The following is a 22,642-nucleotide window of genomic DNA, read 5'->3' on the forward strand; positions in this document are numbered from 1 at the left end:
AAACTCGGAAGGCGCGCTCAAGGTCGACCCATCTGCGGCAGACCCCCGAAACAATGCGACGCGCATCATGTCCATCACTGGGCGAACGGCGGCGATACATCGGTCAAGAATGCGGTGCTGCTCTGCCGCCATCACCACACGCTCATTCACCGGAGTGAGTGGGAAGTGACAATGGTGCACGGCATCCCGACGTTCTACGCACCCAGCTGGCTGGACCCGCAGCAAAACCGAGACGTAACGTCATCAACGCGGTCGCGTGACCGCCCGGCCTTCGGCCGTGGCGAAGCGAAGCGAGCCGGTAAAGGCCTGATGCCGACCCGGTAAGCGGTATGACGTGACATACCCGTCCAACGCAACCACGCACGACTGCGATTGGGGCTTGACTTTGGTGCGAGGTGCTACCGTGCTCGGATCGGCCGGGCTCTTTTCAGCCCGGCTTTTCAAGGCCGACCGGCACCTCGCAAGGGCCCGAAGTCAAGCCCCGATCGCGAGCGTCGCGAAGCGGCGATGACGCAACCAAGCTCGTCAGGGCCTGCGCAAGGTGACCGAGCGGCATCCGGACCAGTAACCACATCCCTTCGGCGGACGAATACCTGGCAGGGGGATGATCGACGCCGGAGGGGGTGGGGTGGCATGACCGAGCAACCCATGTCGCGCGAAGAGGTCCGGTTCGCCGTTGTGCTCAACGGCGGTGTGAGTCTGGCCGTCTGGATGGGCGGTGTGGTGCTGGAGCTGGACCGGCTGACCAGGCCGGGCAGTGTGTACCAGCCGCTGCTGGACCTGGTGGGCTGCACCGCGCGGGCCGATGTCATCGCCGGTACGTCGGCCGGGGGCATCAACGGGGCCGCGCTGGCGTTGTCGCAGGTCAACAAGAAAGCCGATCTGAGCAGGCTGCGGGATCTGTGGGCCGAGCAGGGGCGGATGGAGCAGCTGCTCAGGACACCGTTCCGGGGTGAGCCGGCCAGCTTGCTCAAAGGGGACGAGTTCTTCCTGCCGCGGTTGCAGGAGGCGCTGGCCCGTCTCACCACGGACTTCGAGCCCACCGAGGCCTACGAGCGGCCGATCGACCTGCGGATCACCACCACGTTGCTGGGCGGGGTTCCCACCATCACCTACGACGATCTGGGGCAGCCGCTCACGCAGTCGGTGCACCAGGGCAGCTTCTCGTTCCGCCGCGACCCCTACGACTGGGTGGCGGAGGACACCAGGAACGACTTCACGGCCGAGAAGTTGAACGAGCGCGTCCTGCAGCTCGCGCTGGCGGCGCGCAGCAGCGCCAGTTTCCCGTTCGCGTTCGAGCCGAGCTTCATCCCCGTCGGTGGTCAGGCCACGCCGGAGCGGCCGGACATGGCGGACGTCGCCAGCTGGGCCAACGGGGGTGATCGGAGCAGGTTCGCGGTCGACGGCGGGGTGCTGGTCAACACGCCCACCAAGGAGGCCCTGGAGGCCATTGACCGGATGCCGGCGGACGGGCCCGTGCGGCGGGTGATGTTGCTGGTGTTCCCGCACGCGGAGCCGCTCGGGTCCGAACCCGTCGCGGACACCGCCGCCACGGCGATGACGACGGTCAGTTCGGGCGCGAAGCTGTTGAGCGCCATGTCGAGTCAGGCCGGCCGCACCTACGTGGAGAAGATCGAGGAGCACAACCGGCGTGCCGCCGGCAGCAGGGGCGGGCGGATGGCCTTGCTGGAGCGGTTGAACGCGGACGAGAAGAACGTCGTCGACGAGGTGTACTCGTTGGCGGACAAGCTCTTCGGGCACTACGAGGACGCCGAGATCCGGCTCGCGGCACGGCAGGCGGTGGCGCAGCAGTTCGCGTTGCCGAAGGGGAATCCGGCCAACTGGTCGTTCGAACGGGCGCGGCGGGCGGCGGAGAGCGCGCAGCGCACGTGGAAGAAGACGCAAGGGGTGCTGCCGTACGTGCCCGGTGTGCAGCTGCCGAGCGTCGTGTGCCGGGAGGACGTGGGCTGGGAGTGGGGCGTCGCGATGGCCGAACGCCTCGGCGCGTCGGCACTCGACCTGCTCAAGCGGCTCGTGTGGGTCGCGCCGGACGGCAAGGCCGACCAGATCGCCACCGCCCGCCGCGAGCTGCACCAGGTGCGTGCCGAACTGCGCAAGCTCAGGTCCGAGGTCTTCGCGTGGCAGCCGTCGGACTCGCTCGGTGAGGAGTACTGGATCGGCAGGCTGGCGAGCTACCACGAGAGCATGATCGACGGGCATCTCGGTCTGGAGGTCAGGGCGCAGGTCGCCGAGATCGGCCGGATCGTCGGCGAGGCCCAGCAGGTCATGGCCGAGCTCGACGAGCACCGGCTCGAGCTCGGCGGGCTCGGCTGCTGGCAGGCGCTGCTCACGCCGGCGGCCACGGCGCAGGAAGCCGGGCTGTCCGCGGCGCAACGGTCGCTGAGCAGGCTGCTGGCCCTGGAGATCGCGGGCACCTGCCTGTCCGACGACTCCTCGACCGGGCTGGACACGCCGGTCGAGCTGGTGCAGGTGTCGCTGCAGACGCGCAACGCGTTCGCCCAGCAGTCGATCACGGCGGACGACAAGGCGGGCGGGGCGTCGCTGGCGCGGTTCTCCGGGTTCCTGAAGCGGTCGTGGCGGGTCAACGACTGGATCTGGGGACGGCTCGACGGCGCCACGATGCTGTGCCGGGTGCTGTTCGACCCGCGGCGGCTGCGCCGGATGGACCTGCTCGGCCGGCCCGACGGTGACCAGCGCACGCCGGCAGAGCGGGCGGAAGCCGTGGTCGACAGCGTGATCAAGACGATGTTCGGGCCGGAGCTGCCGGTCCAGGTCGCCGTGTGCGCCGAGGAGGCCAAGCAGGAGCTCACGAGCATCTACGAAGCGGACCACGAGCTGTCGCCGTCGTCGATGAAGCTCGCCGAGCTGGCCGCGTGGGGCCTGCACTGGCGGATCATCTGCGACGAGCTGCCGCGGCTGCGGGCCGCGATCATCGCCGACCGCGGTGACGGCGCGGACAAGCGCTCACGGGGTGAGCTGTTCCTCGAAGAACACGAGGACCTGTTGCGGCGCCTGGAATATCCGCACGAGCACACGGTCACGCTGGGCATGGCGGCGCTGACCGCGTTCGACCGCGCCGGCATCGGCCGCGAGCCCCTGACGCAGGAGGCCGCGTCCGACCAGATGATCCGCACGGCCGCGACGGCCGCGGCGGTGGCGGTCACGGTCGCCGACTCCGAACGGTCGGGGCTCTCCGCGGTCCGGCCGGTCACCCGCTCGATCCGCGGTGCCGCGCTGCTCCCCTACTGGACTATCACCGGCCTGACCAGAGGCGGGAACCTGGCGCAGTTCCTGGGACTGCTCGGTCTCGCGATCGGTGGCGCGCTGGTCGTCATGGCGTTGTTCGGTCTGCTGCCGACGTGGGCGGCCGGACCGGGCGCGGCGATCGGCGCGGCCTGTCTGCTCGCTGCTTTCGGTTACGCGGCACTGAGAAGCGGCACGATGCTGCACGGTCTGGTGCTGTTGTCACCGGTGATCCCGTTGGCGGCCATCGCGATCAACCGGTTGCCGAACGACAGGTCGCAGGTCACCACCGGCACGATCACGATCGCCGGGGTCGCGCTGGTCGTCACCGCGCTGCTGGTCCTGGGCTCGCTGCCCGCGCCCATCCGCACGCCGCTCGCGGTGCTGGCCGACTTCAGGCCGTTGGAGATCATCAAGCGCCGCTGGAAGCAGGCGGCCGCGGTCGTGGTGGCGATGGGGCTGGTCTGGGCGATCTGGCAGTTCGAGCTGCACACCAAGCCCTGGCTGGTGATCCCCACCTCGGTGCTGTGCATGGTGTTCGGCGTCTACAAGGCGTTGAGCGCCGGCAGGTCGCTGCAGCGGTGGCGCCTGGCGGAGGGCGTGTGGGGTACGGAACGGGCCGAACCGCCGGCCGCCGCGACGGCGGGCTGGGCGGCGGTCTACGGCATCGGTTACCTCGTGTTCGCGGACGTCCTGCTGGTCATCCGTCCACACGGGTGGGGCTGGACGACGGTGATCGGCACGGCGCTGGCGTTCGGCCTGACGCTGCTGCTGATCACGTCCTGGTACGTGCCGCGGGTGGAACGCCGCCGGATCAGCCGCCAGCTCGTCAGCGAGGCGATTCCGGCGATCTACCCGGAGGACTGCGACATCAAGGCGGTGCTGCGCGAACGGCTGGAGGGTCACGCGTCGCTCTACCGGTTCCTCATCGAGGGAGAGGGTGAGCACCCCTCAACGCTCACCCTCTCCCGCAACGGACAGCTCGTCGCGCAGCAGATCGAGCAGAAGCTCAGGCCGCCAACGCGATGACGGGCGCCGGCAGCCCCATCGCCCGTGCGTACAGGGCCTCGAAGCGCTCCAGGGTCGCCGCCAGCGCGTGATGCGAGATGATCTCGCCGCTGGCGGCGCCCATCCGCGCCCGCATCGGCGCGTCGTGCACCAGCGTGTGCAGGCGCTGGGCCAGCGCGTTCACGTCACCGGGCTCGAACAGCCAGCCGTTGCGGCCGGAGTGCACGAGGTGCGGCAGCGCCATGGCGTTCGCGGCGATCACCGGCTTGCCCGCGGCCATCGCCTCCATCGTGGCGAGGCTCTGCAGTTCCGCGACGCCGGGCATGACGAACAGGTCGGCGCGGGCGTAGGCGTCGAGCAGGTCGTCCTCGGACACGAAGCCGTGGAACTTCACCCGGTCCGTGATCTCCAGGGCGCGGGCCAGCAGCTCCCATTCGGCGCGGCACGTGCCGTCACCGACGATCTCGCCGAACGCGCCGGGCACGCGGGCCAGGGCGCGCAGGAACTCGTCGACGCGCTTCTCCTCGTCCAGCCGCCCGACGAACAACGCCGTGGGACGGTCGTTGTGCACCACGGAACGCTGGTAGCGGGCGATGTCGATGCCGCACGACACCGGCACCGCGCGCTCCGGGAAGCCGCTGTCGTGCAACAACTGCACGGCCCGCGGCGTGGGTGCGGTGACGACGTCGGCCCGTCCGAACACGCGCGCCAGGTCGCGGTAGGCGAACTTGCGGGCCATGCCCTGCAGGAACGGCGGCACGTGCGCGTGGCTGAACAGGTTCTCCGGCATGAAGTGGTTCGTGGCGAGCGTCGGAATTCCTTGGGCGACGGCGGAGTTCAGGACGAACCGGCCCACCACGAAGTGCGCCTGGACGTGCACGACGTCCGGCTGCAACGACTTGACCAGCTCGTCCGCCTCCTTCGAGGCCTGCCACGGCAGGCAGAAGCGGAAGTCCGGGTAGAACGGCAGCCGGTGTGAGCGCAGCCGGTGGACCGTCACGCCGTCGATCTCGGTGGCCCGCGGCGAGTCCGGGGCTATCACGTGGACGTCGTGGCCGCGGGACGCGAGACCGACCGCCAGGCGCTGGGCGAAGCGCGCGGCTCCGTTGACGTCCGGCGGGAACGTGTCGGCGGCGATGACGACGCGCAGCGCGCTGGAGGTGTTCACGGGAAGCTCCGATCGAGTAGAGACACGAGGTTGACGAGCGAGGGCGAACACACCGCCGGCTGCGGTGAGCGCGCAGGCGATCAGCGCTGCACCGGTCCACACGGACAGGTGCGCGGCCTCGCCGAGCAGGAAGGCGCCGATGCCGACCGCGACCAGCGGATCCACCACGGTCAGGCAGGCGACGGCGAGATGAGGGGGCCCGCCGGCGTAGGCGTGCTGGACCAGCCAGCCGCCCACGGCGAGCGAGAGTGCGATGGCGAGCACGGACACGAGCTGCGCGAACCCGAACCCGCCCTGCTGCACCGCCTGGGAGACGGCTCGCATGAGGACGGACACGTACCCGTACGCGACACCACCAGCCGAAGCGAACGCCACGGCCCGAACGCGCGCGTTGGTCGTGAGAGCGGCGATCACGCCAGGCACAGCGATCGCGCCGAGGACCACGAAACCGGCCGTGAGTTCGGCGTCCGGTGCGATCTGGGTCGCAGTCGCGCTGCCGGACGCGAGGAACACGAACGCGCCGACGCCCGCGGTGGTGAGCAGGATCGCCGGCAGCTCGCGGAACCGCCCGTCCAGCAACGCGGTCATGCCGATCGCGAGGACGCCGACCGGCTGGACGACGGTGAGCGGCGCCATGCCGAGCGCGGCCGCGTGCACGCCGGCCCCCGCGACCAGCAGGGCGAGCCCGCCCAACCAGCGCGGTTGGGCGAGAACACCGACACGGGCACCGGTCTCGGCGACCGCGTCGTGCTGCAACCGGGCCGCGAGGGCGAAGCACACGGCGCCGAGCACGGCGAGCGTGATGGCCGTCATGGTCATGTCGTGCGCCTCACCTGTAGTGCCGCGATGGCGAAAAGAAGTCCGTAAAGGGATGCGAACAAAACGCGTTCGGTGAGCCCGCGCGCCTCGAATCCGGCGAACGAAACGTGGCTCACCAGAAACGCCGCGCTCGACACAGCCGCAATCAATGCGATACCGAGCAGAGCCGGAAATTTGCGGGCGATCAGCGCACCGGCCGCGGGCAGCGCCACGAACATGACCGCTCCCGCGTACCGGTGGATGTAGCCGGACATCGACGTCGGTGCCCCCGTCGGGTCGGTCGGGAAGATCGTCGACACCGTGAGCCCCGCGGACCAGACGCCGATCAGCCACTGCGCTGACCTGCCTACACCGCGCAGGTTGACGGCGAGCAACGCCGAGACGGCCGCGAGGCTGAGCGAAGTTGTCGCGAGCCATTCGGTGCCGTTGCGCACGAACACGTAGTCGCTGATCACGTCCGTGATCGGGTTCAGCTGCCCCGCCGACACCACGTGCAGGTAGAAAATCGGGACCAGTGAGAACACCAGTCCCCCGACCACCAATCCCCGTCTTTTCGCCCCCGACTCGATCACGTCAGAAGTCTCTTGTGGTCGCGTTGATCAACCAATGGGGAACTCCCCCGAGCAGACCCTGAGGTGTCCCTGACTCCCGGGGGTAGGGCCAGCCCCACCAGGCGGGTGAAACCGGGCACCGCCTAGGCTGACCGTTCGTGAGCCCGAATCCCCAGCCTGCGGTGGAAGTCTCGGGGCTGGTCAAGAGGTACGGCTCGAAGACCGCCGTCGACGGCCTCGACCTCGTCGCGCAGCCCGGCACCGTTCTCGCCCTGCTCGGGCCCAACGGCGCGGGCAAGACGACGACCGTCGAGATCTGCGAGGGCTTCCGCGCGGCCGACGACGGCACCGTGCGCGTGCTCGGGCTCGCGCCGGGAGACCAGGCGCTGCGCCCGCGCATCGGCGTGATGCCGCAGGGCGGTGGCGGTTATCCCGGCATCCGCGCCGAGGAGATGCTGAACCTCGTGGCGGCGTGCGCGGCCAACCCGCTGGACCCGAAGTGGCTGATCGAGGTGCTCGGGCTCTCCGGCGCGGTGCGCACGCCCTACAAGAGGCTCTCCGGCGGCCAGCAGCAGCGACTGTCGCTCGCATGCGCGTTGATCGGACGCCCCGAGCTGGTGTTCCTGGACGAGCCGACCGCGGGCATGGACCCGCAGGCGCGTCGTCTGGTCTGGGACCTCGTGGGCGCGTTGAAGGACGACGGCGTGACGGTGCTGCTGACCACGCACCTCATGGACGAGGCCGAGGCGCTGGCGGACCAGGTCGTCATCATCGACCAGGGCCGAGTCGTGGCGCAGGGCTCGCCCACCGAGCTCACCGCGAACCGCGCGGACGACCAGCAGCTGCGGTTCCGCGCCCGGCCGGGCCTCGACACGTCGTTGCTGTCCGCCGCGCTGCCCGAGGGGCTGAAGGTGCGCGAGGCCACGCGTGGCCAGTACGTCGTGGAGGGCCTGATCGACCCGCAGGTCGTGTCGACCGTCACGTCGTGGTGCGCGCAGCAGGGGGTGCTGGCCGAGGAGCTGACCGTGGCCAAGCGCAGCCTCGAAGACGTTTTCCTGGAGCTGACCGGCAGGGAGCTGCGTTCGTGACCACCTTCGCTCCCGGCACGTTCAAGCCCGCGCCCGGCCGCGGATCGCTGGCCCGCATGCTGTTCGTGCACGCCCGCACCGAAGCGGTGCTGACGTTGCGCAACGGCGAGCAGATCCTGTTGACCGTCATCATCCCGATGGCGCTTCTCATCGCGTTGTCGTTGATGTCGGTGATCCCGATGCCGGAACCGCGGGTGGGCTCGGCGGCCGCGCGGATCTTCGCGCTGGCGATCATCTCGTCCGCGTTCACCGGGCAGGCGATCGCGCTCGGCTTCGACCGGCGGTACGGCGTGCTGAAGCGGTTGGCCGCCTCGGCGCTGCCCCGCTGGCTGCTGGTCACCGGACGGATCTGCGGTGCGCTGGTCGTCGCGGCGCTCCAGGTCGCGTTGCTGGCGGTCACGGCGGTGGTGCTGGGCTGGAAGTTCCCGCTGTCCGGGCTGCCGTGGCTGGTGCTGCTGATCGTGCTGGGCACGCTGACGTTCGGCGCGCTGGGCGTGCTGCTGGGCGGGGCGTTGCGCGCGGAGATCGTGCTGGCGCTGGCCAACATCATCTGGTTCGTGCTGCTGATGGTCGGCGGTGTCGCGTTGTCGGTGCCGGTCGGATTTGTGCACCTGCTGCCGTCCGCCGCGCTGGCGCAGGCGATGGAAAGCGCTGTGGTGTACGGCACTGCGCCCGGTGCGGGTCCGGTCGCAGTGCTTCTGGCCTGGGGCGTTGTGGCCGGCGCACTGGCCACCCGGACGACTCGTCTTACCTAGCGAGACCTACCATCAAGGGCGTGTCGAAGCTGACCGCCCTCCTCGTGTCCTGGCAGCGCGCGTTCGCGATTGCCGTCGTCATCGCGCAGGCCGGAATCGCGGTCACCGGGTCGATCGTCCGGGTGACCGGATCCGGTCTCGGCTGCCCGACGTGGCCAGAGTGCGTCGACGGCAGCGTCGTCCCGGTGCAGCACCCCGAGGTCGCGGCACTGCACCAGTGGGTCGAGTTCGGCAACCGGACGCTGACGGGTGTCGTCGGGGTCATCGCGGGCCTGTGCGTGCTGGCGGCGTGGTTCCACCAGCCGCGGCGCCGGCGGGTGCTCACGCTCTCGCTGATCCAGCTCGGCGGGGTGGCGCTGCAGGCGGTCGTCGGCGGCGTCACGGTGCTGGCGGGCCTGGCCTGGTACACCGTGTCCGTCCACTTCATGATCTCGATGGTCCTGGTGTGGCTGGCCGTGCTGCTGGTCAGCTCGTTGCGCGAGGGCGACGGCCCGGCACGGCTGCTGGTGCCCGCGCCGTTGGTGAAGCTCCAGGTCGTGATGGCCGCTGTGCTGGGCGCGCTGCTGCTCGCGGGCACCTGGGTCACCGCCGCCGGGCCGCACGCCGGTGACGCCTCGACGCCCCGCCTGGGCATCAAGGTGGCGGCGCTCGCACAGGTCCACGCGGACCTGCTCTTCCTGTTCCTGGGCCTGCTGATCGCGGTCGGGTTCTTCACCCGCACCCGCGTGTACTGGACGCTCGTCGGTGTCGTGCTCGCCCAGGGCGCGCTCGGCATGGTCCAGTACTGGACCGGTGTGCCCGAGGTGCTCGTGTCGCTGCACGTGCTGGGCGCCGGTGCGGTCGTCGTGGCCACGGCGACGCTGTGGACGTCGTCCCGCGAGCGCACGCACGAGGTCGAACTGCCCGCCGAGGATCAGGCGCTCAGCAAGGCCTGAGCCTCGTCCTGCGAGTTGTGCCCGGCCCAGTTCGCCGGTGTCGCCTCGTAGTTCGCGTCCCTGACGGTCGGGTCGGCGCCCGCGTCGAGCAGGATCCGGATGACCGGCAGGTGCCCGCGTTCCGCCGCGAGGTGCAGCGCGGTGACGCCCTCGCCGTGCATCGGGCCGCCGAAACCCGTGCGCTGGTTGGGGTTCGCACCGAGGTCCAGCAGCGTGCGGGTGGCGTTCTCCAGGCCGCACCACGCCGCCCACGCGAGCGCCGTGCCGCGGTAGACGTCCGCGTCGATGCGGGCGCCGCGCTTCAGCAGGTCGCCGAACACCTCGACGCGGTCGTTGCGGGCGGCCCACGACAGCGCCTCGTCGAGCACCTCCTGCGGGTCGTTCGTCGGCCACCAGCGCGGAAAACCGCTGTGCGGCCGGTAGTAACCGCGTTTCGCCTCCGGCTGCGCGGCGAGGTCGAGGTTGCCGAGGCCGGCCGCGGTGCGCAGGTTCGGCGGGTCGACCCCCAGCAGCTCCGCCACGTCCCTGTTGCCCCAGAACAACGCGACGGTCAGCGGAGTACCGCCTTCACCGCGGGCTTCGAGGTCCGTGCGGGCTCCCGCGGCGAGCAGCATCCGCGCCATGGCCGGGAGGTTCATGCAAGCGGCCTGGTGCAGGGCGGTCCAGCCGTGGACGTTCTGGTGGTTGACGTCCGCGCCGTCCTCCAGCAGCACCTGCACGAACCGCTCGTCGCAGGTGGCGGACGCGAGGCCGAGCAGGTCGTTGCCGTTGGTACCGCCGGCTTTCACGAGCCACGGGTCGCGCATCAGGATCGCCTTGAGCTCACCGAGGTCGCGCGTCTCGATCGCCTGGTACGCGCGGGCGAACGGCCGGGGCCTGCGGATGTTGGCCTGCAGCGCCTTCCAGTCCTCGCAGCCGTGCGCCTGGGCGAGGACGGTGTGCGCGCCCTCCTCCGTGAGCGGCACGTCGTCGAAGACCGCCAGGGCACCGGGCGTCCCGTCCCACGCGGAAGCGAGCAGTCCCCTGGCTCGTTCCTCGTAGTACTCGATGTCGTCGCGAAACGGGTGCCACATGCATCCCAAGCTACTTGGGCGACGCGGGCCTGCGCTCCCACAAAGCGGGAAGTTCCGCTGAGAGCCAACCGTAGAGGTGGTCGACGGTCCGCAGCCGCATCGCACGCTCGGGGTCGCCGCTGAGCAGCCGCATGCCGTCGTCGGTGAGCGTCTGCACGCTCGCGATCGCGTTCAGCTTGCGCTGCACGAACTCCGACCAGGCCTTCTCGTTGATCCGGTACTCGGCGGCCTGCCTGCCGCGCCGGGTCCGCTTGGTCACCAGGCCGACGTTGACCAGGTACTTCAGGTTCGTGCTGATCGAGCCGCTGCTGGCCTCGAGCTCCTGGGACAGCTCGGCCGCCGTGCGCTCGACGGGCTGGCAGACCAGCAGGTAGCCGAGGATGCGGCCGCCGATCAGCGGAATGCCCTCCTCGGCGAAGTGTGCCGCGAACCGCTCGATCCAGGCAGACAGCCGGGTTTCCCGTCCGACGCTCACGATGACACCTTTCGGTCAGCACTGAAATCATCGTAGCGATCTTGTCAACCTCTTGCGCAACAAAAGGTTGCACTTGGCCGCCCACAAGTGCAACCATCGGTTGCACTTCACTCCCGCGCAGACCAAGGACGTACCGATGGACACGACCGCACTTCGCCGCGCCTACGAGAAGTTCCTCGACGTGGCGGCGACACCCGGCCTCGGTGAGGCCGCCGACGGCGGGTGGAACGCCGACCAGGTGCTGGCGCACGTGCTCAGCGTCGACGCGGCGACCGCGGCGGTCGCGCTCGGCGTCGTCTCCGGCTCGCGACCGGGGTTCGACAACCGGATCTGCCTCGACGGCCCGAACCTGGACCGGATCATCGCCGAGCACTCCGGCAGGGCGGACCTGATCGCGCACGTCCGGAGCCAGGCCGGCGTTCTCTGTGATCTCACGGACCAGCTCAGCGACAAGGCCGCAGCGGTGCTGGTGCCGGTGTTCCTGATGTCCGGCGACGAGCTCCTGCTGGACCGGCCGCTGCCGTTGGCCGCCCTCATCGACGGCCTGGCCGACAACCACCTGCCCGTGCACACGCGACAGCTCGCCGGCCTGGGCTGACCACTCACGACAGGACGTCCCGGACCTCGGGCGAGCGCATCCCCGACCGGACGGCGCCGCGGTCAGCAGACAGGCGCGAGCGGGGTCGTTTCGTCAGGCCCGGGCCGACGCCGCCACCGGTCCAGCTTCGCGTGCTCGGCGAGCGAGATCAACGTCTCGCGCACCGAGAGCCGGACGCGCGGGTCGCAGTTCACCACCGGCACAGCGGCGTCGATGCCCATGCCGCGGATGATCGCCTTCACGTCCGACCGGACGGACGCGTGCACGTTGTTCAACGCCAGCACGTACGGGATCCGGTGGTCCTCGAAGTACCGCATGGCGTCCACGGAGTCGGCCGGGCGCATCACGTCGAACAGCACCACGGCGCCCACGGCTCCGCGCACCACGTCGTTCCAGCCCGCCCGCGGGTCCTGCCACTGCGGGGCCACGAACAGGTGCAGCGCGAGCCCGGGATCGAGCCACACGCGTCCGAACTGGATTCGCACCAGCTCGGTGACCAAGCCCGCCCGCTCCGGCGGCAGAGCGGTCATCGTGAGGAGATCACTCTCCACGATGGACCGGATGAAGGTGCTCTTGCCGACGCCGAAGCCACCGGCGACGACGACTTTGGCCGAGGTCAGCTCCCGACCGGGAGGCCCAGGGGGCCCGAAGTCGGGAAATCTAGAGCCGACGTAGTCCACTCAGCACTCTCTCCATCAACCCGAGGTCCGGCGTGTCACCGCCCGCGGAAGCGGTCTGGTGCACGTCCACCAGACCTCGTTCCGCCATGTCGCCGAGCAGCACTTTGGCGACTCCCAGCGGGAGGCGCATCAGTGCGGCCACCTCCGCGACGGATCGCGGCGAGCGGCACAGCTCGACGACGTGTTGGTGCTCAGCCTGCAACATACCGGCAGACTGCCGACTCTGATCATTGGCGGAGACAAGTGTCTCGATCTCGAGGTTGATGTTCGACCGTGTGCGCCCACCCGTCCAGGCATATGCACGAACGATCGAGGCGTCCTGAGCCTCCACGACCTGAGGCTCGAGGATCGGTGTCGCCTCCTGCGGTGCGACGAGCGTCTCTTCCCGCGCGGGCACCTCGGACGCGGTGCGCGCTCGCCTTCTGCCCGAGTCCAGGGTGAACCCGTTGAGCAGGTCGGCGAACGTCTGCTCCACGGGCGTTTCCACCCGTCTGCGTCGTCGGTGCGCGTCAGCGGCCGAACTCATGATCACCTCACGCTGTGCAGCTGCGCTCGCAGTTCGGGGGTGAGGATCTGGCCCACCTGGTCGACGACCACGGTCATCTCGTAGGCCACTTGACCGACGTCGCTGTCGGGGGCGGCGAGAACCGCCAGACAAGATCCGTCTCGAATGGACATGAGGAGCATGATCCCGTAGTCCATCTCGATCACGGTGCGCAACACTCCGCCGCCCTCGAAACAACGTGAGGCGCTCATCGTCAGCGATGCGACGCCCGCGGCGATCGCGGCCAGCTGCTCGGCGCGCTCCGGCGGCAGGCCTGTCGACTTGGTGAGCAGAAGGCCGTCCACCGAGATCACGACGGCGTGCGCGACGCCCGCCACGCGCTCGGTGAAGTTCGTGATGAGCCAGCCGAACTGGTCCACCTGACGCGACTGCGGCGTGCTCATGCCTTCTCCCCGTTCCCCAGGCCGTTCCCCCGGCCGTTTCCGTTCCCGTTGCCGCCCAACGGCATCTGGCGGATGCCTGTCTGGTAGCTCGCGAGGAAGCCTCGTGCTCGCTCCGGATCGCGTCTGGGCGCCACCGCGGGACGCGTGCCGTGGTCGGAACGTTCCGCCAGGTCGGGGAGCAGGTTCTTGCGCGGCGCCCGTTTCGGCAACCCGGCCTCCGTCTCACCGGCGTCCGTCGCGGGGTCGCCCGACTGTTCCCAGACACCTCCGGCCGGCTTCTTGCCGAACCAGGAGGTCGCTACCGAGGGTGACGGCCCTGGCCGGGACGCCGGCGGCGAATGATCACCGTTGACCGGTTCGCCGGAGGTGCTCTCACCGACGCCGCTTCCGGCGAACCAGGAGGACGTCGTCTCGACCGGGGCCGGCGGCGACTGCCGCTGGGGCAGCGGCGGTTCCTCGATCGCGGCGCCGCGGAACGACGTCCACTCGGCCGACTCGCGCGGGTGCTCGATGGCGGGGGCCGGGGCGGGCGGCGCCAGGTTCGGGGTCTTCACGACCACGTGCGGCTGCTTGGCGGCCAGCGCCTGCTTCGGCTGGGGCAGCGCGGCGTGCCGCGGCTGGGCCGGTGCGGCGGACTGTTCCTGGGCGCGGACGAGCTCGGACGGCACGAGGACGAACGCGCGCAGCCCCTCCCGGCCCTCGCCCGGCGCACGCAGCCGGACGGTGATGCCGTGGCGGGCCGCGAGACGACCGACGACGAAAAGACCCATCTGGCGCGATACCGGCACATCATCTTCTGTACCAGAGGAAAGCCGCTCGTTCGCCTCGGTGAGCTCCGCGGGCCCCATCCCGATGCCCTCGTCGGCGACCTCGACGAGGACCGAACCCTGCTGGTCGATCCGCGACCCGATGACGACCTGGGTGGCGGGCGCGGAGAACGCGGTGGCGTTGTCCAGCAGCTCCGCGACGAGGCGGACGAGGTCGCTGGCCGCGTAGCCGACGATCTCCACCGACGGTGTCGACTTCACCACGACGCGCTGGTAGTGCTCGATCTCGGACGCGGCGGCACGCAGCACGTCGGCCAGCGGGACCGGCTGGTGGAACCGGCGGGCGACGTCGGTGCCGGACAGCACCATCAGGTTCTCGTTGTTGCGGCGCATGCGCGTCGCGAGGTGGTCGAGCTTGAAGAGGTTGGCGAGCTGCTCGGGGTTCTCCTCGTGCCGTTCCAGCTCCTCCATGAGCTTGAGCTGGCGTTCGACGAGGCCCTGCGAGCGGCGCGACAGGTTGACGAAGATGTTCTTCATGCCCGACCGCAGCGACGACTGCTCGACCGCGGACCGGATGGCCTGCTCGTGCACGGCGTCGAACGCGCGCGCCAGCTGGCCGAACTCCTCGCTGGTGTGCACGGGCACCGGTTCGATCTCGGTGTCCGGCTTGCGGTCGGCGCGGATGGCGGCGACGACCTCGGGCAGGTGGTGGTGCGCCACGTCGAGCGCGGAGTGCCGCAGCTGCGACAGCGAGCGCAGCAGGTAACGGCCGATGACGAAGGTGAGCGTGCCGGCGACGATCAGCATCGCGAGCAGGATGACCGCGGCGGCGCCCGCCTTGTTGGAAGTGTCGTCCTGCAGCGCGGCGGCCGAGTTCGCGAGCTCGTCCTGCAGACCGCGGACGACCTCGTCCATCAGGCGCATGGTGGTGCCGGACGCCCTGTTCCAGTCGTCGACGTTGATGCCGAACGACGGCGGCGGCTTGGGCTGGCCGGGACGCGTCGTCACCTGGACGCCGTCGGGCTGCGAGAGCGCGCGTTCGGTCAGCACGGTCCGGCTCGCGACGGCGGCGCCGGTGACGGTCTGCTCGTAGGTGCGGCGCTGCTCGGCGGTGCTGATGGCCTGGAAGTCGTTGATGCGGTCCTGCAACCGGATGTCGGACTGCTCCAGCGACCGGGCCTCGGCGCCGAGCAGCCTGCCCCGGCCGATCCCGGCTAACACGATCGCGTACTGCTGGGAGATCTGCTCCTGCGCGATGACCATGTTGTGCAGCGCCATCGCGGTGCCGGAGATGCCCTGGTCGCCGAACTGGCTGATGAGCGCCTGTTCGAAGTCCAGCAGGGACTTCACGACCAGGGTGTAGCCGATGGTGGCGCTGTTGGGGTCACCGTCACCGCCCTGCGTGACCTTCTCCCGCAGGCCCTTCAACGTCTCCAGCTGGCCGCCGAGCTCGGTGAAGCGGTTGCGCGAGACCTCGCTCAGCCCGTCGGTGCGCTCGACGCGGCGGCGCACGGTCGCGGCGGCGCTGTCGGTTGCGCTGATCTGGTTCTGGTAGGCGCCGACGCCGGAGCCGCTCGTGGTGCTCTGCGCGGCGAGCGTGCGTTCCTGCTGGACGCTGGAGATCAGCGGCGCGAGATCCGCCCGCAGCCGGACCAGGCCCTGCATCTGCACGTAGCTGTTGGACCGGTCGACGTAACCGGAGATCTGCAGTGCGCCCGCACCGACGGCGACCGCCACCGGCACCAGCAGCACGACGCCGAGCTTGACGGGCAGGCGCCAGTTGCGCCAGTCGCTGATCTTTCTCCACTCGACATTCACGAAATGATCCCCAAGGCGCGCTCGAAGTGCCCCACTATCGGCTACCTCCTGGCCTGGTGAATCCCCGCGACTTGAGACACCCCCAGCTCGATATCGCGATCAGCCGTATCGGGTGTGAGCGGATAGTAGGCCAGAGAGCGTGACGCGACAACGACCTGGGGCGTGTGCGAATGGTCACCGACGGTGACAGCCCACCTCATGGGGTGGTCCTGCGTCTCCTGGGGATTGACTCGCCGCCACGCGTGGTTACGCTGGCGCCCTCCATCCCGGCGCGATCGCACCTCTGCACAAGCGCACGGCCGAGTACTCCCCGTAACGAATGCGAGCGGTTGATGACGAAGGCGCTGCCCTCAGTGTCACGCCCGGCGACGCCCGGATTCGCGACCTTTGACGAGCATCCTCACTCATTGCTGATCGATGGTGACGGTGAGCCTGATTTCGGTGCCATCCAAACGAGTGAGGATTTTCTTGCGCTGAAGCGGCGGGTGACGCGATTTATTGTCCCCGCAACGCTGCTGTTCCTCGCTTGGTACGTCACCTTCGTATTGCTTTCCGCCTACGCCGCGGACTTCATGAGCACGCCCCTGTTCGGAACGGTGAACGTCGGGTTGACGATGGGATTCCTCCAGTTCGTCACCACCATCATCATCACGATGGCCTACGCCCGTTACGCCAAGAAGAGGCTCGACCCGCAGGTCGACAAGGTGCGCGCGCTCGCCGAAACCGCTGAGGAGCTCGCGTGACCGGGGCGAACACCGCGATCAACCTGTCCGTCTTCGGCATCTTCGTGCTGCTGACGCTCTACATCGTGTACCGCGCCTCCACGCGGAACGTCAGCGCGTCGGACTACTACGCGGCGGGCAGCAGTTTCACCGGCACCCAGAACGGCATCGCGCTCTCGGGTGACTTCCTCTCCGCCGCGTCGTTCCTGGGCATCTCGGGCGCGATCGCGGTGAACGGCTACGACGGCTTCCTCTACTCCATCGGCTGGGTCGTCGCCTGGCTGATCGGCCTGATGCTGATCGCGGAACGCATGCGCAACACCGGCCGCTACACCATGGGCGACGTCATGGCGTTCCGCATGCGCCAGCGCCCGGTGCGCGCCGCCGCGGCCAACGCGACGCTGGTCATCTCGATCTTCTACATGATCGCGCAGATGGCGGGTGCCGGCGGCCTCATGGCGTTGCTGCTGGACGTGCACAGCTCCGTGGGCCAGGCGATCATCATCGCCGTCGTGGGCGTCGTCATGGTGCTGTACGTGCTCGTCGGCGGCATGAAGGGCACCACGTGGGTGCAGATCATCAAGGCCGTGCTGCTCGTGCTGTCGGTGTCGCTGCTGACGATCTTCCTGATCGGCAAGTTCGGTTTCGACTTCTCCGCGATGCTCGACCGCGCCACCCAGAAGTCGCCGCTGGGCCAGGCCGTCCTCTCGCCGGGCGTGAAGTACGGCTCGTCGGGGCTGACGAAGCTGGACTTCCTGTCGCTCGCCCTGGCCCTGGTGCTGGGCACCGCGTCGCTGCCGCACGTGCTGATGCGCTTCTACACCGTGCCGAACGCTCGTGAAGCCCGTCGGTCGGTCGTGTGGGCCACGTGGATGATGGCGATCTTCTACTCGTGCACGCTGGTCATCGGTTTCGGCGCGATGGCGCTGGTCGGCACCGACAAGATCACCGGTGCGCCCGGTGGCGAGAACTCCGCGGCGCCGCTGCTCGCGTTCCAGGTCGGCGGCACGGTGCTGCTCGGCATCGTGTGCGCGGTGGCGTTCGCCACGATCCTCGCCGTCGTCGCCGGCCTGACCCTGACCGCGTCGGCCTCGTTCGCGCACGACGTGTACGCGAACGTCATCAAGCGCGGTGAGGCCGATCCGCGCGAGGAGGTCCGGGTCGCCCGCATCACCGCGGTGTGCGTCGGTGTGCTCGCGATCGTCGGCGGCATCGCGGCCAACGGCCAGAACGTCGCCTTCCTGGTCGCGCTCGCCTTCGCGCTGGCGGCGTCCGCGAACCTGCCGACGTTGCTCTACTCGATGTTCTGGAAGCGGTTCAACACGCGCGGCACGCTGTGGAGCATCTACGGCGGTCTCACGTCGTGCGTGCTGCTCATCGTCTTCTCCCCCGCGATCTCCGGCTCGAAGTCGTCGGTGTTCCCGGACGTCGACTTCGCGTACTTCCCGCTCTCCAACCCCGGCATCGTGTCGATCCCGCTGTCGTTCCTGGCCGGGTTCCTGGGCACGATCCTCAGCAAGGAGCCCGCGGACCCCGCCAAGCAGTCGGAGATGGAGGTCCGCGGGCTGACCGGCATCGGCTCGGGCCTGCGTTAGGGGGCGGTGACCTTCCAGCTGATCTTCACGCGGCCGTCGTCGATCTTCGCGATCTTGGCGAACCCGGCGCGGTCGAGGTTGAGGTCACCGGACTTCGGGCCTTCGGCGACGTCGACGATCAGCACCTTGAGCTTGCCCTTGGGACCGGTGACCTCGACCGTGACGCCGCAGTTCGGGCTCTTGTCGCCCTTGCCGAACTGCGGGCGGTTGAGACCGGTGACGAACTGCTTGGGCAGCTTCGGCAGGTGGTCGCTCTTCGGGCAGGCGACGACGTCGAAGTCTGGTTTGTAGTCGTCGGTGAAGGTCGCGAAGCCCTGATAGGTGGCGGTGCCGAGGTTGCCCGCGTACGGGGGTGCGGCGACGGCCGCCACGGCGAGGGCGACTCCGGTGAGCGCTGACAGCACGGTTCCTCCAGGGGGAATCGGGGATGGAAAACGTTTTCCGACGCTATCCCCGATTTCCTGGAAGCGGCCTTAACGAGACGCGGTTCCCCTGATTGCCGCACTCAAACGAGATGCGGCGTCTTCACCGGTGTGCTTGAACCCGAGCGTCGGCTCGGTCAGCTCCAGTTCGAGCAGCAGCGGTTCGCCGTCGGCACCCGCGACGACGTCCACGCGGGCGTAGAGGAAGTCCTGGCGCCGCAACGAAAGCAGCTCGGCGGCGACGTCGAGGGCCTGGTTCGCGAGCTCGACCTGGCGCCGGTCCGGCTCGATGCCGCGCAGCTCCTCCTCGACGTACAGGCCCGACTCCGACTCGGCCAGGCCCTGCGCCAGCATCGGTCCTTTGTGGAACGAATGGGAGTACTCGCCGGCGAAGAACACCAGCGCGGTCTCGCCGTGGGCGTCCACACTGGACTGGTACGGCTGCACGAGTGCTTTGACGCCGAGGGCTTCGAGGTGCGCCAGGGCCTCGGCGTGGCCGGTGAACCGCGCCGCACCGCGCGAGCCCGCGCCGATCGCGGGCTTCACCACGAACTCGCCGTCCGGGAAATCCGGGATCTCCCCCGGCACCACGACGGCGGTGGGCACGACGGGGACACCGCGGCCGGCGAGCTCGACCAGATAGGACTTGTCGGTGTTCCAGCGGACCACCGGCACCGGGTTCGCCAGCGCGGGCACGCCCTCGCACCAGGCGAGGAACTCGTCGAGGCGCTCGGTGTAGTCCCAGGTCGCCCGCAGCACCACCAGATCGGCGTCGACGGGCTCGCCCCACGGCTGCCAGACGACGTCGACCCCGTCGCGCTGCAGTGCCTCGACGAGCGCGTCCTCGTCGCCGTCTCCCTTGGGCAGGGCGGCGCAGGACGCGAGCACGACCCTCATGACCGCATCGTGGCCATCTTGCGGCGGTGGGCCGGGCCGATCTTCGTGGCGGCGGTGGTCTCGCGGTCCCATTCGGCCTGCTCGACGTTGTCGACCGCCTCGACGGCCTTGGTGGCGGCCTCGACGCCCTTGGCCATCACGTCGCCCATGGCGCCGTCCGCGCCGACCAGCACGATCCGCGCGCCGGCGCGGCCGATCGGCTCCACGACGGCCCTGACCGCGGTGCCCGGCTTGCCGTGGGCCTTCACGAACTCGGCGATGCGCTTCTGAGTGGTTTGATCAGACACCCCCACACTGTAAAACCAGCGAGTAGGTTCGGTCGGGTGACCACCGACACGCTCGCGTCCTTCCTCTCGTGGTACTTCGACCACCACCCGGCCCACGCCGCGCAGGTCGGCTCGATCGAGCACTACTCGACGTTCGGGGACCTCTCCGCTGCCGCGTTCGAGCAGCGGGCCGGGGAGACGCACACGTGGCTCGCGCGACTGGAGCCGTTGCCCCGCTCGGTGGACCGCGATCTCGCGCTGTCGGTGCTGCGCGGGTCGATCGCGGCGGAGACCTGGCCGGGCTGGCGGCGCGATCCGTACGAGTACTCCGGGATGGTCTTCTTCGGACTGCTCGCCCCGTTCCTGCACCGGTTGCTGCCGGAGGACCAGCTCGTCGCGTCCGTGATCGCGAAGCTGCGCGAGGTGCCGTCGGTCTTCGCCGCCGCGGAGGCGAACCTCGACGCGTCGCTGGCGTCGCCGCTGGTGGTGCAACGGGCGCTGGGACAGGTGCGGACGGGGCGGTCGTTCGTGCTGGACTCCCTGCCGCTGCAGGTGTCCTCCGCCGATCTGCGCGCACGGCTGGCGGAGGCCGCCGTGCCCGCCGCCGAGGCGTTCGACCGGCACACGGCGTTCCTGGAGGACTTCGCCGTGCGGGCGAGCGGCGACTGGCGGATGGGCGAGAAGCTCTACTCGACCCTGTTGCAGGACAAGGAGATGCTCGGCTACGGCGCGTCCGAGCTGCACCAGCGCGGACAGGACGCCTACGCCGCGCTGGAGGCCGAGCTGATCGAGCTGGCGGGGTCTCCCGACTGGCGTGCGGCCATGAGCTCGCTGCAGGACGACCACCCGCCGACGCTCGAAGCGATGCGCGCGGAGTACGAGGCGGAGACGTCCAGGGCGCGTGCCGCGCTCGTCGAGCACTCGCTGGTGACCCTGCCGGAGGGCGAGGAGTGCCGCGTGGTGCCGTCACCCGCGTTCCACCGCGAGGTCCTGTCGGTGGCGAGCTACGTCGGGCCGCCGGCGCTGACGTCGTTGCGGGCAGGCCACTTCTTCGTGCCGTTCACGCCCGACGGTGCGACGCCCGAGCAGATCACGCAGCGGCTGCGCACCAACGCGCGCGCCCAGATCCCGACGATCTCGGTGCACGAGGCCTACCCCGGCCACCACTGGCACGCCGCGTGGGTCGCGGCGCAGGAGGGGACGCATCCGCTGCGGAAGGTGTTCCGGACGCCGTACTTCTCCGAGGGCTGGGCGCTGTACGCGGAGAAGCTGCTGCGGTCGGTCGGCTACTACACCTCGCGCGCGGCCCTGATGGGCCACGTCGAGGCACGACTGTTCCGCGCCGCGCGGATGATCGTCGACACCGCCCTGCACTGCGGTGACATGACACCCGCCGAGGCCGAGGCGTTCATGGTGTCGCGGACGGCGCTGACGCCGGGCACCGCCGCCGGCGAGGTGAAGAGGTACTGCGCGGTGCCGACGCAGGCGCCGTCGTACCTGACCGGGGCGCTGGAGATCGACCTGATCCGCGACGACTACCTGGCCGCGGGGCTGGGCTCGTTGCGGGACTTCCACGACCGGATCGCGGGCTCGGGCGCGCTGCCGCTCGGGCTCGCGCGCCGCGTGGCGCTCGGCGAGGATTGACCGGTGGTTCCCACCTGGTGGGAGCAGGAACATCGAGGTCGCCGACCGGGTTGACCGGGTTGAGTCGATCAAGGAGGACAGATGCCCAAGGCAGTGGTGGTGCGTTCGGCCGGTGGCCCCGAGGTGCTGGAGTACTCCGACGTGCCGTCGCCGGTGCCCGGTGACGGCGAGCTGCTGGTGCGGGTGGGCGCGGCCGGCGTGAACTACATCGACACCTACCAGCGCAGCGGGCAGTACCAGGTGCCGTTGCCCACCGCGCTGGGGCTGGAGGGCGCGGGCGAGGTGGTCGTGTCCAACTCCCCCGACTTCGCCGTCGGTGACCGGGTGGCGTGGATGTCCGTGCTGGGCAGCTACGCGTCCGAGGTCGTGGTGCCGGCTTCGGCCGCCGTGCGGGTGCCGGACGGGCTCGACGTCGAACTGGCCGCGGCCGCGCTACTGCAGGGGGTCACCGCGCACTACCTCGTCTTCTCGACCTATCCGGTCAAGGAGGGCGACCGGGTGCTCGTGCACGCGGCGGCCGGCGGTGTCGGGTTGCTGCTGACGCAGTGGGCGAAGTCGAAGGGGGCGTTCGTCGTCGCGACCGTGTCGACCGACGAGAAGGAGGCGCTGGCCCGCGAGGCCGGGGCCGACCAGGTCCTGCGGTACGGGGACTTCGCGTCGCAGATCGACAAGGTCGACGTGGTGTACGACGGGGTCGGCAAGGACACGTTCGACCAGTCGCTCGCGTCGCTGAAGCCGCGCGGGCTGCTCGCGTTGTTCGGGGCCTCGTCCGGGCCGGTGCCGCCGGTGGACCCGCAGCGGTTGAACGCCGCCGGGTCGGTGTACCTGACGCGGCCCTCGACCGGCGCCTACCTGCTCGACCGCGCGGAGTTCGAGTGGCGGGCCGCTGATCTGTTCGGCGCCATCGCCGACGGGACGCTGAACGTGCGGATCGGCGGCCGCTACAAGCTGGAGGAGGCGGCCCAGGCGCACACGGACCTGCAGTCGCGCCGGACCACCGGGAAGCTGCTGCTCCTGCCCTGACCGCTCGCCATCGATGAACGGCGCATTCGTTCACCTGGTGTTTTAACCAGGATGCTCTTGACCTTTGACATGGGTACGGCCACCGCTTGATCATCTTTGGGTTCCTCTCACAGAGCTCAAAGACAA

The 22,642-nt window shown here is 69.7% G+C and carries 21 protein-coding genes; 10 read left to right on the plus strand and 11 right to left on the minus strand.

The features are described from left to right. Positions 1-30: 30 nt before the first annotated feature. Both ABZV40_RS43470 and ABZV40_RS43475 read left to right on the plus strand, forming a co-directional pair. Complete coding sequence (locus tag ABZV40_RS43470) at positions 31-324, plus strand: HNH endonuclease signature motif containing protein (protein ID WP_355455686.1); 294 nt, start codon at positions 31-33, stop codon at positions 322-324. Positions 325-633: 309 nt separating this feature from the next. Further along, entirely contained in the window at positions 634-4,293 is a 3,660-nt protein-coding gene (locus ABZV40_RS43475; RefSeq protein WP_355455646.1) for a patatin-like protein, read from the plus strand. Here ABZV40_RS43475 and ABZV40_RS43480 read toward each other — a convergent pair. Both ABZV40_RS43480 and ABZV40_RS43485 read right to left on the minus strand, forming a co-directional pair. Then, positions 4,274-6,259, minus strand: coding sequence for a glycosyltransferase (locus tag ABZV40_RS43480; protein WP_355455648.1), 1,986 nt, complete (start codon positions 6,257-6,259; stop codon positions 4,274-4,276). The two genes, ABZV40_RS43475 and ABZV40_RS43480, sit on opposite strands and share 20 nt — an antisense overlap. Then, entirely contained in the window at positions 6,256-6,831 is a 576-nt protein-coding gene (locus ABZV40_RS43485) for a DUF998 domain-containing protein (RefSeq protein WP_355455650.1), read from the minus strand. The genes ABZV40_RS43480 and ABZV40_RS43485 overlap by 4 nt, the downstream gene beginning before the upstream one ends. Before the next feature lie 137 nt (positions 6,832-6,968). Between ABZV40_RS43485 and ABZV40_RS43490 the strand changes: the two genes are divergently transcribed. From ABZV40_RS43490 to ABZV40_RS43500, 3 genes are read left to right on the plus strand one after another with little or no spacing between them, the layout of a single operon-like run. After that, positions 6,969-7,898, plus strand: a complete 930-nt coding sequence (locus ABZV40_RS43490) for an ABC transporter ATP-binding protein (RefSeq protein WP_355455652.1) — start codon at positions 6,969-6,971, stop codon at positions 7,896-7,898. Continuing rightward, entirely contained in the window at positions 7,895-8,653 is a 759-nt protein-coding gene (locus ABZV40_RS43495; RefSeq protein WP_355455654.1) for an ABC transporter permease, read from the plus strand. The genes ABZV40_RS43490 and ABZV40_RS43495 overlap by 4 nt, the downstream gene beginning before the upstream one ends. Before the next feature lie 20 nt (positions 8,654-8,673). Next, positions 8,674-9,588, plus strand: a complete 915-nt coding sequence (locus tag ABZV40_RS43500) for a COX15/CtaA family protein (RefSeq protein ID WP_355455656.1) — start codon at positions 8,674-8,676, stop codon at positions 9,586-9,588. On the opposite strand, the gene ABZV40_RS43505 is transcribed toward ABZV40_RS43500, so the two are convergent. Both ABZV40_RS43505 and ABZV40_RS43510 read right to left on the minus strand, forming a co-directional pair. Beyond that, a complete protein-coding gene (locus tag ABZV40_RS43505) occupies positions 9,567-10,661 on the minus strand; it encodes an ankyrin repeat domain-containing protein (protein ID WP_355455658.1) in 1,095 nt (364 codons plus the stop codon). The two genes, ABZV40_RS43500 and ABZV40_RS43505, sit on opposite strands and share 22 nt — an antisense overlap. Positions 10,662-10,671: 10 nt before the next feature. Then, positions 10,672-11,136 carry a transcriptional regulator gene (locus tag ABZV40_RS43510; protein ID WP_355455660.1) on the minus strand — a complete coding sequence of 155 codons (465 nt, stop codon included), beginning with the start codon at positions 11,134-11,136 and terminating at the stop codon, positions 10,672-10,674. Positions 11,137-11,272: 136 nt separating this feature from the next. Between ABZV40_RS43510 and ABZV40_RS43515 the strand changes: the two genes are divergently transcribed. After that, the gene (locus ABZV40_RS43515) at positions 11,273-11,734 is read left to right on the plus strand and encodes a hypothetical protein (RefSeq protein WP_355455662.1); all 462 of its coding nucleotides are present in this window, start codon (positions 11,273-11,275) and stop codon (positions 11,732-11,734) included. A 62-nt stretch (positions 11,735-11,796) separates the two neighbouring features. Here ABZV40_RS43515 and ABZV40_RS43520 read toward each other — a convergent pair whose 3' ends face one another. Genes ABZV40_RS43520 through ABZV40_RS43535 form a run of 4 tightly spaced genes read right to left on the minus strand, consistent with a single transcriptional unit; the run spans position 11,797 to position 15,947 of the window. Next, positions 11,797-12,414: an ATP-binding protein gene (locus ABZV40_RS43520; RefSeq protein ID WP_355455664.1), complete on the minus strand. Its 618-nt coding sequence runs from the start codon at positions 12,412-12,414 to the stop codon at positions 11,797-11,799. After that, positions 12,395-12,940 carry a DUF742 domain-containing protein gene (locus ABZV40_RS43525; protein WP_355455666.1) on the minus strand — a complete coding sequence of 182 codons (546 nt, stop codon included), beginning with the start codon at positions 12,938-12,940 and terminating at the stop codon, positions 12,395-12,397. The genes ABZV40_RS43520 and ABZV40_RS43525 overlap by 20 nt, the downstream gene beginning before the upstream one ends. Positions 12,941-12,942: 2 nt before the next feature. Continuing rightward, positions 12,943-13,362: a roadblock/LC7 domain-containing protein gene (locus tag ABZV40_RS43530; RefSeq protein ID WP_355455668.1), complete on the minus strand. Its 420-nt coding sequence runs from the start codon at positions 13,360-13,362 to the stop codon at positions 12,943-12,945. Continuing rightward, complete coding sequence (locus ABZV40_RS43535; RefSeq protein ID WP_355455670.1) at positions 13,359-15,947, minus strand: nitrate- and nitrite sensing domain-containing protein; 2,589 nt, start codon at positions 15,945-15,947, stop codon at positions 13,359-13,361. Before ABZV40_RS43535 ends, ABZV40_RS43530 begins: the two co-directional genes overlap by 4 nt. 332 nt (positions 15,948-16,279) lie before the next feature. Between ABZV40_RS43535 and ABZV40_RS43540 the strand changes: the two genes are divergently transcribed. After that, a complete protein-coding gene (locus ABZV40_RS43540; RefSeq protein WP_355455672.1) occupies positions 16,280-16,690 on the plus strand; it encodes a DUF485 domain-containing protein in 411 nt (136 codons plus the stop codon). Further along, complete coding sequence (locus ABZV40_RS43545; protein ID WP_355455674.1) at positions 16,687-18,264, plus strand: cation acetate symporter; 1,578 nt, start codon at positions 16,687-16,689, stop codon at positions 18,262-18,264. The genes ABZV40_RS43540 and ABZV40_RS43545 overlap by 4 nt, the downstream gene beginning before the upstream one ends. On the opposite strand, the gene ABZV40_RS43550 is transcribed toward ABZV40_RS43545, so the two are convergent. The 3 genes from ABZV40_RS43550 to ABZV40_RS43560 form a co-directional block, all read right to left on the minus strand. Then, a complete protein-coding gene (locus ABZV40_RS43550; protein ID WP_355455676.1) occupies positions 18,261-18,668 on the minus strand; it encodes a hypothetical protein in 408 nt (135 codons plus the stop codon). The genes ABZV40_RS43545 and ABZV40_RS43550 overlap by 4 nt on opposite strands. Positions 18,669-18,737: 69 nt before the next feature. Further along, positions 18,738-19,583 carry a hypothetical protein gene (locus ABZV40_RS43555; protein ID WP_355455678.1) on the minus strand — a complete coding sequence of 282 codons (846 nt, stop codon included), beginning with the start codon at positions 19,581-19,583 and terminating at the stop codon, positions 18,738-18,740. Further along, positions 19,580-19,870: a hypothetical protein gene (locus ABZV40_RS43560; RefSeq protein ID WP_355455680.1), complete on the minus strand. Its 291-nt coding sequence runs from the start codon at positions 19,868-19,870 to the stop codon at positions 19,580-19,582. The genes ABZV40_RS43555 and ABZV40_RS43560 overlap by 4 nt, the downstream gene beginning before the upstream one ends. A 36-nt stretch (positions 19,871-19,906) precedes the next feature. On the opposite strand from ABZV40_RS43560, the gene ABZV40_RS43565 reads away from it, so the two are divergent. Further along, positions 19,907-21,493: a DUF885 domain-containing protein gene (locus tag ABZV40_RS43565; RefSeq protein ID WP_355455682.1), complete on the plus strand. Its 1,587-nt coding sequence runs from the start codon at positions 19,907-19,909 to the stop codon at positions 21,491-21,493. Between the two features lie 81 nt (positions 21,494-21,574). Then, complete coding sequence (locus tag ABZV40_RS43570; protein WP_355455684.1) at positions 21,575-22,516, plus strand: quinone oxidoreductase; 942 nt, start codon at positions 21,575-21,577, stop codon at positions 22,514-22,516. The last annotated feature ends 126 nt before the right edge of the window (positions 22,517-22,642 follow it).

This window comes from Lentzea sp. NPDC004782, assembly GCF_040609115.1.
Lineage (GTDB): Bacteria > Actinomycetota > Actinomycetes > Mycobacteriales > Pseudonocardiaceae > Lentzea.

Coding starts and splice junctions, on each gene's coding strand:
- ABZV40_RS43530 (WP_355455668.1), bottom strand. CDS start 13,362: ATGAGCACGCCGCAGTCGCGTCAGGTGGACCAGTTCGGCTGGCTCATC.
- ABZV40_RS43525 (WP_355455666.1), bottom strand. CDS start 12,940: ATGAGTTCGGCCGCTGACGCGCACCGACGACGCAGACGGGTGGAAACG.
- ABZV40_RS43570 (WP_355455684.1), top strand. CDS start 21,575: ATGCCCAAGGCAGTGGTGGTGCGTTCGGCCGGTGGCCCCGAGGTGCTG.
- ABZV40_RS43540 (WP_355455672.1), top strand. CDS start 16,280: ATGACGAAGGCGCTGCCCTCAGTGTCACGCCCGGCGACGCCCGGATTC.
- ABZV40_RS43475 (WP_355455646.1), top strand. CDS start 634: ATGACCGAGCAACCCATGTCGCGCGAAGAGGTCCGGTTCGCCGTTGTG.
- ABZV40_RS43505 (WP_355455658.1), bottom strand. CDS start 10,661: ATGTGGCACCCGTTTCGCGACGACATCGAGTACTACGAGGAACGAGCC.
- ABZV40_RS43515 (WP_355455662.1), top strand. CDS start 11,273: ATGGACACGACCGCACTTCGCCGCGCCTACGAGAAGTTCCTCGACGTG.
- ABZV40_RS43480 (WP_355455648.1), bottom strand. CDS start 6,259: ATGACCATGACGGCCATCACGCTCGCCGTGCTCGGCGCCGTGTGCTTC.
- ABZV40_RS43555 (WP_355455678.1), bottom strand. CDS start 19,583: ATGAGGGTCGTGCTCGCGTCCTGCGCCGCCCTGCCCAAGGGAGACGGC.